Source organism: Kitasatospora sp. NPDC093102 (genome assembly GCF_040683915.1).
Classification (GTDB): Bacteria; Actinomycetota; Actinomycetes; order Streptomycetales; family Streptomycetaceae; genus Kitasatospora.
Window position 1 is genome coordinate 26,151 of record NZ_JBFBFA010000046.1, and the last position, 18,095, is coordinate 44,245.

14 protein-coding genes are annotated in these 18,095 nt (G+C 74.8%); 7 read left to right on the forward strand and 7 right to left on the reverse strand.

Annotated elements, in window-relative coordinates; all coding sequences use genetic code 11:
• Window positions 1-114: 114 nt before the first annotated feature.
• From AB0O11_RS33545 to AB0O11_RS33555, 3 genes are all read left to right on the forward strand, one after another.
• Entirely contained in the window at window positions 115-1,107 is a 993-nt protein-coding gene (locus AB0O11_RS33545) for a LamG domain-containing protein (RefSeq protein ID WP_363394603.1), read from the forward strand.
• Window positions 1,108-1,268: 161 nt separating this feature from the next.
• Window positions 1,269-2,465 carry an ROK family transcriptional regulator gene (locus tag AB0O11_RS33550; RefSeq protein WP_363394605.1) on the forward strand — a complete coding sequence of 399 codons (1,197 nt, stop codon included), beginning with the start codon at window positions 1,269-1,271 and terminating at the stop codon, window positions 2,463-2,465.
• A gap of 192 nt (window positions 2,466-2,657) precedes the next feature.
• On the forward strand, window positions 2,658-2,855 hold the full coding sequence (locus AB0O11_RS33555; protein ID WP_363394607.1) for a hypothetical protein: 198 nt from the start codon (window positions 2,658-2,660) through the stop codon (window positions 2,853-2,855).
• Window positions 2,856-2,900: 45 nt separating this feature from the next.
• Here AB0O11_RS33555 and AB0O11_RS33560 read toward each other — a convergent pair whose 3' ends face one another.
• The 4 genes from AB0O11_RS33560 to AB0O11_RS33575 form a co-directional block, all read right to left on the reverse strand.
• Entirely contained in the window at window positions 2,901-5,705 is a 2,805-nt protein-coding gene (locus AB0O11_RS33560) for a BTAD domain-containing putative transcriptional regulator (RefSeq protein WP_363394609.1), read from the reverse strand.
• A gap of 6 nt (window positions 5,706-5,711) precedes the next feature.
• Window positions 5,712-6,437 (reverse strand): hypothetical protein, encoded by a 726-nt coding sequence (locus tag AB0O11_RS33565; RefSeq protein WP_363394611.1) that lies wholly within the window; start codon window positions 6,435-6,437, stop codon window positions 5,712-5,714.
• Window positions 6,434-7,033, reverse strand: coding sequence for a biliverdin-producing heme oxygenase (locus AB0O11_RS33570; RefSeq protein ID WP_363394613.1), 600 nt, complete (start codon window positions 7,031-7,033; stop codon window positions 6,434-6,436). Before AB0O11_RS33570 ends, AB0O11_RS33565 begins: the two co-directional genes overlap by 4 nt.
• A 124-nt stretch (window positions 7,034-7,157) precedes the next feature.
• The gene (locus AB0O11_RS33575) at window positions 7,158-8,411 is read right to left on the reverse strand and encodes a cytochrome P450 (RefSeq protein WP_363394615.1); all 1,254 of its coding nucleotides are present in this window, start codon (window positions 8,409-8,411) and stop codon (window positions 7,158-7,160) included.
• 188 nt (window positions 8,412-8,599) lie between these two features.
• Between AB0O11_RS33575 and AB0O11_RS33580 the strand changes: the two genes are divergently transcribed.
• Window positions 8,600-9,439 carry a hypothetical protein gene (locus AB0O11_RS33580; protein WP_363394617.1) on the forward strand — a complete coding sequence of 280 codons (840 nt, stop codon included), beginning with the start codon at window positions 8,600-8,602 and terminating at the stop codon, window positions 9,437-9,439.
• A gap of 138 nt (window positions 9,440-9,577) precedes the next feature.
• Window positions 9,578-11,902, forward strand: a complete 2,325-nt coding sequence (locus AB0O11_RS33585; RefSeq protein WP_363394619.1) for an AfsR/SARP family transcriptional regulator — start codon at window positions 9,578-9,580, stop codon at window positions 11,900-11,902.
• A 53-nt stretch (window positions 11,903-11,955) separates the two neighbouring features.
• Here AB0O11_RS33585 and AB0O11_RS33590 read toward each other — a convergent pair whose 3' ends face one another.
• On the reverse strand, window positions 11,956-12,426 hold the full coding sequence (locus AB0O11_RS33590; RefSeq protein WP_363394621.1) for a hypothetical protein: 471 nt from the start codon (window positions 12,424-12,426) through the stop codon (window positions 11,956-11,958).
• A 246-nt stretch (window positions 12,427-12,672) separates the two neighbouring features.
• Between AB0O11_RS33590 and AB0O11_RS33595 the strand changes: the two genes are divergently transcribed.
• Entirely contained in the window at window positions 12,673-13,593 is a 921-nt protein-coding gene (locus tag AB0O11_RS33595; protein WP_363394623.1) for a terpene synthase, read from the forward strand.
• Between the two features lie 23 nt (window positions 13,594-13,616).
• On the opposite strand, the gene AB0O11_RS33600 is transcribed toward AB0O11_RS33595, so the two are convergent.
• Together AB0O11_RS33600 and AB0O11_RS33605 are read right to left on the reverse strand one after the other, a co-directional pair.
• On the reverse strand, window positions 13,617-16,370 hold the full coding sequence (locus AB0O11_RS33600) for an AAA family ATPase (RefSeq protein ID WP_363394625.1): 2,754 nt from the start codon (window positions 16,368-16,370) through the stop codon (window positions 13,617-13,619).
• A 150-nt stretch (window positions 16,371-16,520) separates the two neighbouring features.
• Entirely contained in the window at window positions 16,521-16,883 is a 363-nt protein-coding gene (locus tag AB0O11_RS33605) for a WhiB family transcriptional regulator (RefSeq protein ID WP_363394627.1), read from the reverse strand.
• Between the two features lie 450 nt (window positions 16,884-17,333).
• Here AB0O11_RS33605 and AB0O11_RS33610 point away from each other — a divergent pair, with 450 nt between their 5' ends.
• On the forward strand, window positions 17,334-18,026 hold the full coding sequence (locus AB0O11_RS33610; RefSeq protein ID WP_363394629.1) for an AbiV family abortive infection protein: 693 nt from the start codon (window positions 17,334-17,336) through the stop codon (window positions 18,024-18,026).
• Window positions 18,027-18,095: the final 69 nt, after the last annotated feature.

The window sequence follows — 18,095 nt, forward strand, 5'->3', positions numbered from 1 at the left end:
CTGCCCTGCGGCCGGGCGCCGTAGTTCCCCCTGGCGGTCTCCTCACCCCTTGCCCCGACCGCCTGGTACCGGCGGCTCGCGGGCGGCGACCGTCGTGGACGGAAGGGTACGGCCATGGGTCCCGAGCATGTAGGCGGCTGGCAGGCACCGGACGACCGCGCGCTGTTCCCCGGAGCCCCGGTGGACCTGACGGAACAGCCCGTCCACATCGAGGGTGACCGGCCCGACTGGCACGCGCTCGCCGACGCGTACGAGGTCCGGGCCCGCCGCCGCCGGCTGGGCAAGATCGCGGCGGTGGCGGTCGCGGCCCTGGTGGTGGTCGCCGGTGTCAGCCTGGCGGCGGCGGGTTCGGGGGCCGATCGTCCGTCCGGTGCGGCCGCCGCTCCGAGGGCGGCGACCGGGGCTCCGACGACGGCGGCTCCGGCAGCTTCGGCGGCGACCCCGGCGTCGAACGCGAAGCCCGTCACGCTGTCGGAGCGGGGCGGCGGGCCCGCCCTGGAGACGGGGCCGCGGGGTGTGGTCGGCAGCGCGCCGGGGCGTACCGGGACCGCGCTGGTGCTGGACGGCAGCCCGTTCGGCTACGCGCAGACCCGCTCGCCGGTGGTCGACACCGGAGGTGGTTTCACCGTGTCGGCGTGGGTGTACAACGACGCGTCGACGGAGAGCCGGTCGGCGCTGAGCCAGGCGTCCGGCTCCGGGTTCTCGTTCGATCTCGGCCGGGAGTTCGAGCAGGACGGGAACCACTGGGTGTTCGAGACCACCGACGCCACCGGTGTGGTCTCCCGTGCGGTGGCCCGGCCGAAGGCAGCTCGCGGCAGGTGGACGCTGCTGACCGGCGGGTACGACCCGGCCACCCACGCGATCCGGCTCTACGTCGACGGCGCCCTGGCCGCCGAGGCTCCGGCGGCCTCGGTCTCGACCGCCGCACCGGGCGGCTTCCAGGTCGGTCGCCTCGCCCAGGGCGGCAGTTGGACGCGGCAGTGGGACGGCGCGGTGACGGCGATCGAGGTCTGGGACCGTCCGCTCGCGCCGGCCGAGGCCGCGCTGCTGCCGGACCCCGGAGCGCCGGGCCGCCCGGCGGCCGCCCGGGCGTGGCTGGTGCCGTAGGGCACGCGATCGAGGGCCGTGCGGCCGCTGCCCTGGTCAGGGCACAGGTCGGTGCGTCTGCGATCTTCGTGGCGGGTAGGGTGGCGGTGACTTCGAGGCCGCTCCGACCAGGTCGGCTGTTCCGTGCCGCGAGGGTGGACGATCGTCGACCGGAGGAAGCCGTGAGCTACCCGTTGGTGACCGGCTTCGGTGGGGTCGTACGGCCCGGCGAAACCTGGAACAGGCAGCGGCTGCGCAGCAACAACGAGTGGCTGCTGCTGGAAAGGCTGCGGACCGGCGGCCCGTTGTCCCGGGCCCAGCTGGCGCGCGACACCGGGCTGTCGAAGCCCACGGTGTCCATCGCCCTGGCCGCGCTGGAGCGGGCCGGGCTGGCCCGGGAGGCCGGCCGATTCGCTCCCGAGCGGGGCCGCACGGCCGTGCTGTACGAGCGGGACCCGACCGCCGGCCGCGTCCTCGGGATCGACATCGGGCGTGCCTGGCTGCGGGTCGCGCTCACCGATCTCGCCGGCCGGGTGCTGGCCCGTGCGGACGTGCCGAACCGGGGCAGCTCGGCGGACGCGGTGGCCGACGAGGTGGTCGCGGCCGCGCGCGGGGCCACGGCGGAGGCCGGGGTGCCGGAGTCGGCGATCAACCGCACCGTGATCGGCACACCGGGGGTCTGGGACGAACAGTGCCGCAGCGTGCGCTACGCGAACCAGCTGCCCGGTTGGAACGAGCCCGGCCTGTTCGACCGGATCGCCGAGGGGCTCGGGACGAGGATCACCGTGGCGAACGACGCCAACCTCGCCGCCCTCGGGGAGTACACGTTCGGGTCGGGAGCCGGGAGCCGGGTGTTCGCCTACCTGCTGATCGGGACCGGGCTCGGGGTCGGCGTGGTGCGCGAGGGCGACCTGCTGGCCGGTACGCACGGGTCGGCCGGTGAGATCGGCTTCCTCCCGCTGCCGGGCAGACCGGGCGAGACCCTGGAGGAGGCGACCTCCGCGGAGGCCGTGGTCCGGACCGCGCGGCGACTGGGCATGCGCGGACAGCTGACGGCCAGGAAGGTCTTCGACGCCGCGCGGGCCGGGGACGAGGCCGCCGTGGCGACGGTTCACCACGAGGCCGAGCAACTCGCCTACGCCGTCGCGGTGGTGTCGGCGGTGCTGGATCCGGATCTGGTCGTCCTGGGCGGTGGCCTCGGACAGAGCGCGGACCTCCTGCTCGGCCCGCTGGAGGAGGCGCTCCACCGGCTGGTGCCGATCCGGCCGAGGCTGGCCCCGAGCCGGCTGCAGGAGGAGGCGGTGCTGTACGGCGCGGTGGCGACGGCCCTGGACCTCGCCCGCCCGGAGATCTTCGTCCGTCGGACGGCAGCACTCTGATCTGAGGAGGCCCGTTCCGCGCGGGACCCGTTCTGCGCGGGAATCCCGGGGACACCGGACGCCTCCGGCCTCCGGGAGGGGGTGTGTGCGGGAAACCTCCGGGGTGCGGTCGAACCCCGTTCGCCCGGCGTCCGTTCCGTAGGGGGAGGGCCGCCCCGGTCCGAGGAACCCGATCCTCCGAAGGAGCATCAGATGAACGGCACCCCCGTGAACGCCGAGCCGGTCGAACTGGCCGAGGACGACCTGCGGGAGGCCGCCGGCGGCTGCCACCGGCGCTCCCACCACCACCGGCCGGCGGTCCCTGACCCGGCCGACGACAACTTCGGGCACCTGGTGCCCGGCCACACCCAGCCGATCCATCCGGTCCAGCCCCAGCCGGTCCACGAGTAGGTCCGGTACGGCCTCCCGGGGACCGGGAGGCCGACGCAGGACCGGTCAGTGCGTCAGCTCCCCCAGGCGGGCGGTGAGTTGGTCGACCAGGCCGACGTCACCGCGCTGGGTGTAGAGCTCGATGGCGGCCCGGAGGTGCTCGGCGGCGTCGGCGGGACGGCCGGAACGGGCGAGGAAGTCGGCGAGCTGGCGCTCGGTGAGCGCCTGCATGTGGACGTTCCCCGCGTCGCGGCACCGGTGCAGGACCGTCGTCCACGCGTCCTCCGCCGCCTCCGGGTGCAGGATCTGGATGGCCTGGGCCTCGTTGTGCATCGCGGACAGCTGGAAGGACGCGCCCGGATGGTCGGCGAGGAGGCGCAGGGCCTCGCGGGCGTAGTGCAGCGCGCCGGCCGCGTCGCCCGCCATGCCCTTGAGTGCGGAGGCGTTGCTGAGGACGGCGGCCTCGTGCTCGCGCAGCCCGGTCTCCCGGATCAGCCGCAGCACGGCGTCGGACTGCTCGTGGGCGCGGGCCAGGTCACCCCGCATGCCGTGGATCATCGCCAGGGTGGTCAGCGCGAGGATGTGGGCCTCTCCGTCCGACGGCCCGGTCCGCTCGACCGCCTGGGTCACCAGGGACAACGCCTCCTCCGATCGTCCGATCCAGGTGAGGGCGGAGGCGGTGAGGGTCTCCATCAGTGCCAGCGGAGAGCGCTCTCCGGTCAGCCGGGCGGCCCGGAGCCCGTCCCGGAGGCAGGAGAGCCGGTCGGTGAGCTGTCCGGCTCCGAGGTAGAGGTAGTGGGCCTGTTTGGCCAGACGCCAGGCCCGTTCCGGCTCCCCGGTGTCGGCGGCCAGCGCGACGAGCCCGCGCAGGGTCGGTTCCTCACGGCGGAACCAGGCCAGTGCCGACCGTACGTCGGGGGTCGACGGCAGGGCGGGTGCCGAATCCGAGAGCGGGCCGGGGCTGTGGGCGAACGGTTCGAGGCAGGCCACGGCCGCCCGGGAGGCCGCCAGGTAGTAGTCGAGCAGGCGCGCGGTGGCCTCCGCGTGGGCGCCGTCGCCCCGTTCGGCGAGGAGCCGGGCCCCGAACAGGCGGACCAGGTCGTGCCGGCCGTACCGCCCGGGTGCGCTCTCGACCAGGAGGTGGTACGCGGCCAGGGTGCCGAGTGCGCGGCGCGCGGCCGGGATCTCGCTCTCCAGCAGCGCCGCGGCGGCCGGCGTGTCGACCTCCGTTCCGGGGTGCGCGGCGAGCAGCCCGAGCAACCGGGCGGCTTCGGACGGCAGATGGCGCCACGTCAGGGCGAGGGCGCTGTGCACGCTGACCGCGCCCTCGGTGTCCAGCGCGAGCAGGCGGGTGCGTTCGTCCTCCAGTTCCGTCACCAGGTCGGCGACGGTCCACCCGGGCCGGGCGGCCAGCCGTGCGGCGGCGATCCGCAGGGCGAGCGGAAGGTGGTCGCACAGGGCGATCAGACGGCGGGTCGCCTGCTGCTCGGCGGCGACCCGGGCGGGTGTCAGCATCCGTTCGAGCAGGGCCCAGGCGTCGCCCTCGGGCAGGGCCTCCAGGCGCAGCATGGCGGCGCCCTCGGTGACGACCAGGTCCTCCAGGGTGCGCCGGCTGGTCACCACGGTGGCGCAGCGCGGGTCGGCGGGCAGCAGGTCGGCGATGTCCTCGGAGCTGCGGACGTTGTCCAGGACGACCAGCAGCCGGCGGTCGCGGGTCCGGTTCCGGTACAGCTCGGCGCGGGCGGCCCGGTCCTCCGGGATCCCGGACTCGGGCTCCCCGAGGGCGCGCAGGAAGTCGCCGAGGATCTGGCCGGGGTTCGCGGGCCCGGAGGGGTCGAAGCCCCGGAGGTCCGCGAACAGCCTGCCGTCGGCGAAGCCCGAGCTCGCCTGCTGGGCCCAGCGGACCACCACGGCGGTCTTGCCCGCGCCGGCCGGTCCGACCACCACGGCCAGCCCGCTGCCGACCCGCTCGGGCCCGCATTCGCGCTCCAGCCAGGCGAATTCGGCGTCCCGCCCGACGAATCCGGCGGGCTGCCGGGGGAGGCAGCGGAGGGCGCCCGGTACGGCCGGGCCCGGTCGGACGGCGGCCGGCCTGGAGGCCGCTCCCGCGGGCGCCGGAGTGAGGGCCGGGTCGGACGGCTCGGGGGTGCGGGCGCCGCGGATCTCGCCGAACGCCTGGTGCAGGAGCGGACCGGGGGCGATGCCGAGTTCGTCGTCCAGCCTGGCCTTGGTGTCCTGGTAGACGTCCAGCGCGTCGCCGCTGCGGCCGGCCTGGTGGAGACAGCGCATCAGCAGCGCGATGGTGGGCTCGCGCAGGGTGTAGACGCGGATGCTCTGCTCCAGCGACGGGATCGCCACCGGGCCGTTGCCGAGCCGCAGTTCGCGCTCCGCCCAGGACTCCAGCACGCGGACCCGGTGGTCGTTCAACTGCTCGACGAACTCGCGCACCAGCGCGGTGCCGGGCAGCCCGCGCAGCGGTTCGTCGGCCCAGAGGTCGAGGGCTCCGCGCAGGAGCGCGGCGCCCTCCGTGTCGTCGGCGACGGCGGCGCGGGCCGCGAGGGCGGCGAAGCGCTTCTCGTCGACCGCTTCCGGATCGCCGTCCAGACGGTAGCCGGGGGCCTCGGTGCGCAGCGTGAACGGGGAGCCCGCGAGCAGTTTGCGAAGGGCGGCGATGTGGCCCTGGAGGGCGGCGCGGGCCTGCGCGGGCGGGTCGGCCTCCCACAGCAGCTCGTAGAACCGGTCGATGGAGACGGTCCGGCCCAGGTCGAGGGCGAGTAAGGCGAGGACACCGCGCCGCTTCGCGCCGCCGAGCTCGACGGTGCGGCCGTCCGGCCCCACGAGTTCCACTGGTCCCAGCAGCTGGATGCGCATGGCCGGTCAGGCCTCGGGCAGGGGCGGCAGGAAGGACGTCGTGGCGTACTGCTCCAACCAGTCGGCGGCGAAGTCCCGTTCGAGGATGCGGCGGCGCTGCTCGCCCTCCAGGATGGTGTGGCGGTAGCGCTCCCAGGCCTGCCGCAGCTGCTCCGGGGTGGCGTCGGTCGGGGTCGGGACGGCGAGCAGCAGGTCGAGGAGGTCGGTGACCCGGCGCTCGAACCCGGCGTACTCGTCCTCGTCGCGCGGGTGGACCCCGAGCGCGTGCCGGGAGAAGATCCCGCCCCAGGAGGGGAGTTCGCGGGTGTGCTGGAAGGTATCGGCGGGCAGGCCGGCGAGCGCCCGCTCGTAGTCGGGGCCGAGCGAGCCGTCGGGCAGGACCGGCGACAGGTCGGCGAAGGCCCACACCACCCGGTCGCCCCGGGCGACGACCTGGAGGCCGAAGATCGGTGCCGGGTGGGAGGGGTCCGGGGCCATGACGGCCTGGAGCGCGTCGAGCCCCTCGCCCAGGTGGACCTTTTCGAGCGTCAGGTAGCGGAAGCGCCGGCTTCCCCAGAGGACGTGGCGGATCACGGTGGCGCCGTTCTCGCTGGTGTACTCGCCGGAGGTCAGCCCGGGCGCCCCCTCGTGGACGAAGGCGCCGGGCTCGGCCTGCCAGCGGAGCAGGAGCTGCTCGGCGATGTTCTCGACCTTCGAGGAGGGCGCGGGTGCGGGCAGTCGGGGCGTCGTCACCGGGCGCCTCCCGCCGTGTGGACGGCCGCGTGCTCGCCGAGCCAGTCGGTGAACACCGCGAAGGTCTCCAGGGCGGCGTCCACGGCCCGCTGTTCGGCCGCCGGGGTCAGCCCCGACGCGTCCGCGGCGGTGAGGAAGCCCCGGAAGTCGCGCCGCGGGTCGCGGCCGCGCCCGCCGAAGAAGGACTGGGCGAAGCCGGGCGGGAGCTCCAGCCGGTCGGAGATCCAGCGGGCGATCAGCAGACCGCCCAGCGCGGATCCGTCCAGCACGTAGCGCACGCCGATCGCGGCGGGCAGTCCGTCGACGGCCGGGAGGTCCGGACACATCGGCGCGGCCGCGATGTCGGCCGCGCTCCAGCCGAGTTCGGCCAGGTCGGAGCGGATCGCGGCGGCCCGGGAGGCCCCGGGGGGAGGGAAGGCGGTCCAGTCCGCATCGGCGAGCCCGGCCTCCAGCGGCTGGTGGAGGCCGAGGAAGGCGGCCAGGACCCCGGTGTAGGCCTCCCGGGTCTCCAGGGAGGACAGGAAGGCGAGGTCCTGTTCCTGCTGGGCGTGCACGTCGTGGGTCGATTCACGCAGTCGCTGGACAAAGGTGGGCATCGGATTCCCAACACGTCGTGAGGAGTCGGTCCGGTCCGGGCCGGACCGCGGCGGAGCAAGGAGAGGATCCGGCCGATCGGCTTCGGCTGTCACTACGGATTCCCGCAACCCTGTCAGGGACGGATCAGGGTGTCCAGCGCAGCGGGAGGCTGCGCAGGCCGGACATCAGGCGGGAGGGCATCACCTCGACGGTCGTCGGCACCTCCCAACGGCCGGGCAACCGGGCGAGCATGGCGGTGAGCGTCTCCTCGGCCTCCAGCTTCGCCAGTGCGGCGCCCAGGCAGTAGTGGATGCCGTGGCCGAACGCCAGGAGGCGGTCCTGCGGGCGGCCGAGGTCGAAGGTGTCGGGATCGGGGAGGGCCGCGGCGTCCCGGTGGGCGGACCCGTTGAGCGCGATCACCCGGGCGCCCCGGGGGATCACCTGCCCGTGCAGCTCGACGTCCCGGGTGGTCTCGCGCGGGATTCCCTGGTTGGGGGAGAGGAAGCGGAGCACCTCGTCGACGAACTGCGGCAGCAGGGCGGGGTCCTGCCGCACCCGGGCGGCCTGCGAGGGGTAACGCGCCAGGCAGACCACGGAGTTGGTGATCAGGTGGGTGGTGGTCTCGATCCCGCCGATGAGCAGCAGGTTGCAGAACCTGAGCAGGTCGTCGTCGCTGAGGCGCTCGCCGTCCACCTCGGCGGCGACCAGGGTGCCGATCAGGTCGTCCTTCGGGGTGCGCCGCCGCTCGGCCAGGGTGGCGGCGAAGTAGTCGCGCATGGCCCCCAGGTCGGCCGCCGACCGCTCGTCCACCTCCCGCCGGGTCGAGGCGCGCATGAAGGCGCCCGTCCAGCGCTGGAAGTCGCGGTGCAGCACCGGGTCGATGCCCAGGAGCGTGGCGATCACGAGGGTGGGGAGTTCGAGCGAGATCGCCGGGACCACGTCCAGGTCGGCGTCGTCCGTGCGGTCCAGCAGGCCGGCGACCAGTGCCCGCACCTGCTCCCGCAGGGCCGCGATCCGCCGGGCCGAGAAGGCCGGACCGACCAGGCTGCGCAGGGTCCGGTGGCGGGGCGGGTCGGTGCGCAGCATGCTCCCGGTGAGCGGGTCGCCGTCGAAGTAGGGGACCAGGGCGTTGGAGAAGGTCGCCGGGTCGGTGAGCGCCTGCCGGACGTCCTGGTGGCGGAACAGGTACCAGAAGCCGGTGTCCGGGTCATGGGCTACCGGGCGGTGCTCGCGCATCAGCCGGTACCAGTCGTAGCGCGCGGTCAGCTGGGTGCCCCGGAAGGGCTCGCCGGCGGCCGGGACGGACTCGCCGAGGTAGGCCTCCAGGCTCGTCGTGGTCGGATCGTCTGGGCGGAACGGGGGGAAGTGAGGGGTCTGTTCCGCTGCTGCGACCGTCATGTGTCCTCCGCAGGTCTCGTCCCGGCGCAAATGCGCGGATCATCCCAGCAGAGGTGGCGCGGGCCCGTCCCTACGGACTTCCGTAGGGCCCGTCCCGCCGGGTTTCGAACCCGGCCGCGCGGCCAGCCGTAGAACCGGGCGAAGAAGGACCGCCGACGGTCCCGGCCCCCACGACCAGGGAGTGACCCGTGTCGCATCTGGATCCCGCCACCGATCTCCCCGGTACCTGGGAGCGGGCGCTGTACGTCGCCAGTGACGGCGAGGTGGACTGCACCACCGTGACCACCTGGATCCAGGGGCCCACCCTCTTCGTGGACCTGCGCCAGTCGCCCGAGCTGGACCGGCTGACGGGCGCGCGCTGCCTGCTCGACCTCCAGCGCGACCAGCTCCTCCGGCTGTGCGAGCAGAGCGCCTTCGCCGGCGTCACGGAGCGGGAGGGAGGCCTCTGCCGCTGGCGGCGCCGGCTCGACCTGCACCCGGCCGCCGCCCTCCCCGACGAGGGGACGCTGCGCTGGGAGAACGGCGCGCTGGTGGAGGAGGGGGTGCACGAGCCCTACACCGAGTACTGGAACCTCGTCGAGCGGGTGCGCGCGACGGCTGCCGCCCGGCTGCGCGACCCGCAGACCGGGGCGTTCGGGCTGCTGGTGCGGGCCGGTTCCTGGTTCGGCTACGCCCGGGACCGCTCGGTGGCACTGTCCGCCGGGCCGCTGGCCGAGCAGCTGCACCGGTGCCGCACGCCGTTGGAGGCCGCCCGGCTGATGGACTGCGAGGTCTCGCTCGGCCAGGTCGTCGGCGGACGCTGGCGGATCGCCAGGTCCACGCTGCCGCACCGGGTGGGGGCGATGCTCGCGCCCCGGCTCGACCCGGACGGGAACCGGCTGCGGGTGCGGGACACCGACCTGTACGGCCGCCAGGGCGACCGCTACCTCGACGTGGTCGCCGTGGAGGGGCCGCGGCAGCTGCTGGCCGTGACGGAGGATGTCGCCCCGTCCCGCCCCGCCGCGCACAGACCGGCCTTGAGCGAGTGACCTTCGACCTGTTACGTACTTCCGTATTGGACGGAAATTCCGGCTCCGGGAGACTTTCCCGCGCAGCCGGGTGAACGCTGGACCACGATGGGCCCGTGCGGGACACCCGCCGCGGCGGATGGAGCGGTGATGGTGCGGGTGGCATTGCTGGGACCGGTGGAACTGGTCTCGGCCGACGGCGTGCCCGGCCACGTGCCCGCCGGAAAGCGCCGGGCCGTGCTCGCCCTGCTCGCGGCCGAGCTCAACCGTGTGGTGCCGGTGGAGCGGTTCTTCGACCTCGTCTGGGACGGCGCGCCGCCACCGCAGGCCCGCGCCGCCCTCCAGGGCCACATCGCCGCGCTGCGCAAACTGTGCGACGGCACGACGCTCTCGCTGGAGACCCGGGCGCCCGGCTACCTGCTGCGCGGGTCGGCCGAACTCGTCGACGCGCACGAGTTCGCCCGGCTGGCGGGGCTCGCGGAGCGTACGGAGGACGAGCGGGCCGCCAGGCTGCTGCGCGAGGCCCTGGGGCTCTGGCGCGGCCCGGCCCTGCTCGGCGTCCCGGACGGCGAGTTGATGCGGGGCCTCGGCGAGGAGCTGAACGAGGCCCGGGTGCGGGTCGTGGAGGCCTGGGCCGAGCGCCTGCTGCGGCTGGGCCGCGGCGGCGAGGCCGTCCCGGAACTCGAACGCACCCTGCGCGAACACGAACTGCGCGAGCCGCTGGCCCGGGCCCTGATGCTCTGCCTCTACCAGGAGGGCCGCCAGTCCGACGCCCTGTCGGTGTACCACCTGACCAGGCAGCGCCTGGCCGACGAGCTCGGGGTCACCCCGAGCGCCGGACTGCAGGAGGCCCTCGCCACCGTCCTGGCCGACGCCGACGAGCGGCCGGTGGCACCGCAGCCGATTCCCCGGGCCGTGGTCGCGGCGCCGGCCGTCGAGCAGGTCCCGGAACCGGTGGTGGGGCCGGGCGCGGCCGTACCGCGCCAGCTGCCCCGGCTGCCCGGGGGCCTGGTGGGGCGCGAGGCGGAGCTCCAGTGGCTGGACCTGGAGTGCGGCGCGGGCCGCTGCGGCTCCGGCCTGGCGGTGATCACCGGACCGGCCGGCGTGGGCAAGACCGCGGCGGTGGTCCGCTGGGCCCACGCCGTCGCCGACGCCTTCCCGGACGGCCAGCTCTTCGCCGACCTGGCCGGGCTGGAGCCGGACGGCGGCGCCGACCCGGCCGAGGTCCTCGACCGCTTCCTGCGCGCCCTCGGCGTCCCGCCGGACGAGATCCCCGACGACCTGATCGGGCGGGAGGACCTGTACCGTGCGCTGACCCTGTCGCTGCGGCTGCTGGTGGTGCTCGACAACGCCGCCGACGCCGACTCGGTGCGCTCACTGATCCCGGCGGGCGCCGACTGCTCGACCGTGGTCACCAGCCGACGCGTGCTCGGCGACCTGGTGGTCCTGGACGGCGCCGCCGCGCTCTCCTTCACCCCGCTGTCCACCGAGGAGTCGCTCGAACTGTTCGACCGGCTCGTCGGAGCCGAACGGATGGGCGCCGAGCCGGCGGCGGCCCGCCGGCTGGTCGACCTGTGCGACCGGCTGCCGCTGGCGATGCGCATCGCCGTGGCCCGGCTCACCGCCAGCCCGGCCTGGTCCATCGCCGACCTGGTGGCCGAGCTGGAGGACGAGCGCTCCCGTCTGGAGGTCCTGGACACGGTCGACGGCGCCAGCGTGGCCGCGGCGCTCACGGCCACCCGGGACCGGCTCGACCCGGAGGCCTCCCGGCTGCTTGCCCTGCTCGCCCTCCACCCGGGGGCCGAGGTCGACGTGCCGACCGCGACCGCCCTGCTCGGACGGGACGAAGCGGGCGCCCGGCGCGCCCTCGGCATGCTCTCGCTGTACCACCTCACGGTGGAGAACAGCCCCGGACGGTACGAACGGCACAGCCTGGTGCGGCTCTACTCCTCCCACCTGCTGGACCGTGAACTGACCGGGGAACAGCAGGCCGCCGCGGGCCGACGCCTGCTCGACTACTACCTGGAGGTCACCGCGGAGGCCTGCCGCGTCGTCGGCGCCGCCGAGGACGATCCCAACCGGGCGCTGCACCACAGGCCGACGGTGCTGCCGCGGCTGAGTACCGAGGCCGAGGTCCACGCGTGGTTCCGCCGGGAGGCGTCGGCCATCCGCTCCCTGGTCCAGCTCGCCTCGCTCAGCGACCAGTACGAGCGCGGCTGGCGGCTGGCCGACAACGCGGCCGTGCTGGGACGGGACCTCCCGGCCACCGCCGAGCGACTCGCCTGCGAGCGGGCCGGGCTGCGCGCCGCGGAGCGGTCCGCGGACCAGCGGGGCCGGGCCAGGCTGCTCGCCGCCGTCGGCGCGACCCTGGCGGGGCTGGGGCGCGACGAGGAGGCCCGGGCCCACCTGGACGAGGCCCGGGCGTGGTCCGCCGGGCGGAACGCCGAACCGGCCGCCGAGCACCCGGACGAGGCCCTGCGGTAGCTGTCGGACACGCTGGAGGGGGCGGCCGGTCCGGCCGCCCCCGTTACCGGTTCTCAGGCCGAGCGTGCGGCGAGCCGGGCGGCCAGCCCGGCGATGGCGGCGCCCGCGAGCCAGTGCGGACCGCTCAGCCGGCCCACCCGGCTGGGCAGGTGCAGCCAGTCGACACCGGCGTGGGGCCCGCCGACCGGGTCCGGCACGGCCAGCCAGCCGCCCGAGGAGACCAGCCGCAGCCCCAGCCGGGACCACGGATACGGCTCGTCGTCGCTGGGGACCAGGAAGTAGACGGTGCGGGAGAACCGGTCGTGCAGGACCGGACCGACCAGCCGGGGGTGTTGCCGCAGACCGCGGTCGAGGACGTCCATCCCCAGCGACTGCGGCATCCGTACCGCGTCGAAGCAGAGCCCGGTGGGAAGTAACACCAGCCCGGCCGACACGGTCGGCGGGCGCGCCGGTTCGGCGGGCGCGGCCCGGGCGGCCCGGAGCAACCAGTCGGTGTGGGCGCTGACCTCGATCCAGCGGGACATGGGACGGACTCCTTCGTCAGCACGCGGTGCGGCGGGTTCGATCACGGGCGGTTCCCCCCTTGCGGATGCGAACGGCGCTCGCCCGCAAGGGGGTTCAGGGGGATCAAGGTGATCGTTACGGAAACCCGTAGCGACCGGACGACGGCCGGTGTGGAGACTGGGTGTCACCTCTTCGGGTTTTGTGCGCGAGGCGCAGTCGAAGCCGGACATGGCGGCCCGAGTTGACAGAGCGGGCGGGTCTTTCAGGTGGAATCGATCGCCGACTCGCTGGTGCGGAGGATCCCCCTGCGCGCCGGCCGGGTCGCCAGCCAGGCGGGGACGCGCGCCCGCTCCTCGCCGCAGCCGACGGCCGGGCGGGCGGCCGACCCGGCACTGCTGGCCGTCCACTGCTATCCCACCGCCGACGCCGAGGTGCTCGCGCTGGCCGCGGAGTGGCTGGCCTGGCGCTTCGAGCAGGGCGGGCACGAGAGTGCCCGAGGGCCGCAGGTGGTCGAGCAACACGCCCTCCAGGCCGCCGCGCTGGGTGTGCCGGCAGGGGTCTCCGAGGAACCGGGGGCGAGCGCGTTGCGGGACCTCGTGGAGCGGGTCGCGGACGGCATGGGGGAGGCCTGGCGGCTCCGGTTCGGCCGACACGTCTGCGACTACCTGTCCGCCGAGGTCCGCAGTGCGGCCCGACGCGCTGCCGGACACGTCCCCGAGCTGGACGGATTCGCCGAGCAGCGGCGTGACCTGGGCGCCGTGCTCGCCTCCTTCGACCTGGTCGAGAAGGCCGTCGGGGCGCCGCTGCCACCCGTCGTCTACTTCAGCCGGCCCTACCAGGGCATGCTGCTGGCGGCGGCCGACACGGTCTGCTGGACCGACGACCTCCTGACCGCGGACGCCCCGCGGACACGGGCCGGGCACGAGAGCCTCGTCACGGTCGTCGGCGTGCGCCAGCGCCTGTTGCAGCCCGACGCCCGGGCCTATGTGTCCGTGCTGTGCGAGGAACGCCTCGACCGTTTCTTCGCCGACCAGGCCGAACTGGCCTCGCTGTGCGCCGAGCTCCGCCTGCCGGACGGCCTGCGCCGACTCGCCCTGGAATGCGCCGACCTGCTCGCCTGCTGGATGCGCGGCCAGCTGGAGTGGGGGTGGCGCACCGGCCGCTATCCGAGGCCGACGGAGGTGTGACCGGGCGGGACCGCGGTGCCCGCTCAGCGCGCGGGCATCATCAGGTCCCGCAACTGCCGTCGGTTGGCCAGGCCCAGCTTGGTGTACGTGCGGCCGAGGTGGTACTCCACCGTCTTCACCGTGATGAAGAGACGGTGGGCCACCTCGGCGTTGCTCAGGCCGCGCGCGACCTGTTCGGCGATCTGCCGCTCCCGGTCGGTCAACAGGCCTGCGGCGGTCGGCTGGGCCGTCGCAGACCCCGCTCCGGAGGGTTTCGGCGCCGCGGCCGGCCCGGGCTGTGGTTCCGGCCTTCCCAGCCGGGCGAGGTAGGCGGCGGCCCCCAGTCCGGCGAGGCGCTGCCGGGCCCGGTCGAGCCGGGCGAAGCTCTCGGTGTGCCGACCCGTGGTGGCGAGCAGCCGCCCGTACCGCCACTCCAGCAGCGCTCGCTCCAGGGGCTGGTCGTCGCTGCCGGTCGGATGGCTCAGGGCCTGCTCGTACCGGTGCGCCGCCTCGGCGGTCTCGCCGCGGGCCTCGGCCAGGGCGGCGGCCAGGCCGGTCAGCCACGGTCGCAGGGCGGGAGTGGCCGTCAGGTCCTGCTCCAGGAGGGAGAGCTCGGCTCCGGCCGCATCCAGGTCGCCGGTGTCGATCAGGGCCTCGACCAGCCAGGGCTTCCACAGCAGCTCGTTGTTCAGCGCCCGCCCCGGCGGGGCGGGCCTGCCTCGCAGCGGGCCGAGCGCCTCCAGGACTCCGGCCGCGTCGCCGCGCGCGTGGGCGACGGCGGCCGTCGCGGTGCCGGCGGCGACGGCCTGGGCCTCGTGATTGCCCAGGGCCGCGCACCAGCGCCGGGCGAGCGCCGCTTCCTCCTCCGCGGTGCGCCAGTCGCCCCGGGCCGCGGCGATCATGGCCGCCGCGCTGTGCAGCCCGCTGTACTGGACGGCCTGGTCCCGCTCCCGGGCCAGGGCCAGCCCGCGCTCGATGACCGGTGCCGCCTCCTGGTGGCGGCCGAGCAGCACGTAGGTGTGGGCCAGGTAACCGTGCGGCAGCATGACGCCGAAGTGGTTGAGCCCGCTCTCGATCCTGGTGGCCGTGGACTCCAGGGTCGTGGCGGCGGCGGTGAGACGTCCGACCGTTCGCAGGGCCGCGCCGAGCGGTATCCGCGCCAGTTCCCCGGTGTCGGTGCCCGGCAGCAGGTCCAGCAGCCGTTCCACTCCCCGTGCGGCACCGAGCTGGTGCACCGTCCCGGCCGCGCGGGAGTAGCCGGCGACCGTGACGATCTCGCTCGGCGCGTCGGGAGCCGCCAGTGCCCGCTCGGCCATCCGCACCGCTTCGCCACCGCGGCCGAGCCAGGTGAGCATGCCGGACATGAGGGTCGCGGCGAGGCTGGCGACGAAGTCCTCGTGGCCGGGTTCGGTTTCGGCCAGCACCTGCTCCAGCAGGGCGATGCCCCGGGGGCCCTCGCCGCGGAACAGGTAGGCGCTGCCGAGTGCGCAGGTGCGCAGTCGGCTGGGAGAGCAGTCGGCGATCGTGTCCATCATGGCCACCACCTCGCCGGTCCGTCCGCCGCTCGCGAGCCGGACGGCGGCCATCAGCAGCATCCGTTCGCGGTCGTCGCGCTCCGGGCAGAGCTGGGAGCCCCACCGCAGGTAGGTCGCGCAGAGTTCGAGCCTTCCCCGCTCGGCCTCGGCGGCGGCCTCCTGTTCCAGCTCGGCGGCGAGCCCGGCGTCGAAACCGGCCGACGCCGCCATCCGGTGCCGCCAGGAGGCGGATCTCGGCAGCATCGGGGCGGCCGCCGCGTGCAGCCGTTGGCGGTGGGCCGGGTCGGTGGTCGAGTAGACCGCCTCGCGCTGCAGCTCGTGCCGGAAGGCGACCGGTGTGGTGGGGTCGTTCGGCCACCAGTCGACGAGACCGGCGGACAGGGCCGGGGAGAGCGCCGCCACCCCGTCCGACAGGCCGGCCAGCTGGGCCACCTGGGCGAGACGCGCGCGGGTGGCGAGTACCGCCAGTGCCTGGAGCAGCGAACGGGTGGCATCGGGCAGCCCGGCGAGCTGGGACGTGATGGCGGAACGCAGCGAGGCCGGCACCACGGCCTGGTCGGCCGGCCCGGTCAGCGCCTCGACCGGGTTCTCGTTCAGCAGGGTCCGCAGGTAGAGCGGGTGGCCCTGGGTACGGCGGTGGAGCTCCAGCGCGAAGCCGGAGTGGTTCCGGGCCTGCGGGGCGAGGCTCAGGGCCAGCTCCGTGACCTCGTCGGGGGTCAGGGCACCGAGCCTCAGGTGGCGGGCCCTGCCGTCGCCGTCGAGGAGCCGGCGGCGGGCCGGGTCGACGTCGGGCCGGGTGATGCGGACCGCGAGGACGGAGTCCGCCCACAGCCGCTGATTGGCGAAGGAGAGGGCCCGCAGGGACAGCAGGTCGGCCCACTGCCAGTCGTCGATGACGCTCACCAGGGGCCGCTGGGCCTCCAACAGGCCGATCAGCGAGACGAGCTGGGCCCCGACCGCGGCCGGGGGCGCCGAGATGCCGTCCGGCTCCCGCAGGGTGGGGAAGCGCCGCAGCAGTTCCTCGTCCACTCCGGCGAGGAACTGCTGGAGGATGCCGTACGGCTGCTCGGTGCTGTCGCTGTCGCCGAAGGCCCGCAGCACGGTGAACCCGTCCAGCTCGGGTGCGAACCGGCCGACCAGCGCGGACTTCCCGATCCCCGGCTCGCCCTCCACCACGACGGTGCAGGGCTTGCCCTGACGCGCCTGTCCGGCGGCTTCGCGCAGGAAGGTCAACTCGTGCGTGCGTCCGACAAAGTGCGTCATCGACACCATTTCCGATGATGAGTGGTCAGCGTTGTGGGGCGAGTGCCGACCACAAAACCGCAGCTCACCGGGGATGGGAGTCGGGGTCCGCGCGGAGCGGTCTCGCTGATGGGGATCGTTGAGGCTGGGAGGATAACCGAGTTCCGGTGGCTAAGCCACCGAGCGCAACGGTTCGGTCCGCCGGGTGCCGGTGACGGACCGCCCCGGGACCGTGGCCCGACGCGGCCCGGGGCGCCGCATCAGGTGACGCCGCTCCACGCTGGTCATGCCGCCCCAGATGCCGTGCGTCTCCTTGTGCCGCAGGGCCAGCTCCAGGCACTGCCGGGCCACCGGGCAGCCGTCGCAGATCTTCTTCGCGGCCCGGACCCGGGGGTGGGTGGGGGCGAAGGCGTCCGGAGGGAAGAACAGTTCGGGGTCGGTGAACCGGCAGGCGCCCTCGCGGGCCAGGTTGAGGGCGGTGCGGTCGGACTCCGCGGAGGGCGCGGGGCCGTGGGGGCTCGGCAGGGTGGACACGTCGTCGCGGAACCTTTCGCTGCGATGGAACGGGTTGTTGCGCACGGATACGGGATCGGCCCCGGTCCGTCCTAGGGGGAGCCGGACGGACCGGGGCGGCCGGGTACCGGCCGGTCGGCGGCTTCGCGCGGTGACGGGGGGTGCGCTGGGCCGAAGGCGCGCCGGGTGCCCGGGGACCGTCGCCCGGCCGCCGGGTTCGGGGGCGGAACCGGAGGCCGGGCGACGGGGCTCGGGAGGTCGGGGCCGGTCGGGCCCCGGACCGGGGGGTTGCGCAGATGGGTACGGCGGACGTCCCGGGTTCGGTTCAGCCGGGTGTGCGGAGAACCTGCCCGAGGCCCGGCCGGAGCCGCGGGGGCGCCGGACCGCTCCTGAACCGGCGTCACACGGGCGGACGTTTCGAACACCGGCCGACTTGCAGGCCGACGTCGACCTACCGCGGGAGGGACAGCGATGCCGAGGGACAACGAGGCACCGGTCCAGGACACACCGGACACGTACGACCGGCAGACCCTCACGGAGCTGGCCCAGGCCGCCTACCGCACCTCCCGCGCCCTGCTGCTCGATGCCGAACTGCTGCTGGAGAACGCGCGCTGGCCGCGCGCGCACTTCCTGGCCGCGGTCTCGCTCGAAGAACTGGCCCGTGCCCAGGTGTTGCTGCTCGCGGAGCCGAGCGACCTGGCCGCCCCGGGGCCCGGGACGCCGGCCGGCACGCCGGAGGGGACTCCGGCCGCGGGCCCGGGGGAGGGTGCTCCGGTCACCAGGTCTGTCCGGCCCGAGGCCCCGCAGCCCTCCGCCGCCGTGAAGGACCCGGCCGGCACCGCGCCCGCCGACGGGGAGTCGGCCACCTCCGGGCGTTGCACCCTCCCGTTCCTCGAAGGGCTCGCCAAGAGCCTTCCCTACTCCATGCCCCGATGGCAGGTCGAGGAACTGCTCGACGTCGCGTGGATGCCGAAGGTCGCCGAGCTGCAGGGGCTTTCCACGCGCTACCTCGGCGGACGGCTCACCCAGCCCGAGGACATCGACCGGGCCACGGCGGAGCGTCTGGTGGGCCTGGTGCGGGTGGCCGTCGAGGCCACCGAGGGCTTGTGGCGCAGGTGCGACGAACTCTGGACCAGGGTGTTCGGGGACTTTCCGGTGGAGTGAGCGTCGCGAACCGGTGCCGGGCGGGGGCACGTTGCGGTTCACGGTGTCAGCCGGTCCGTCCGTTCTTCC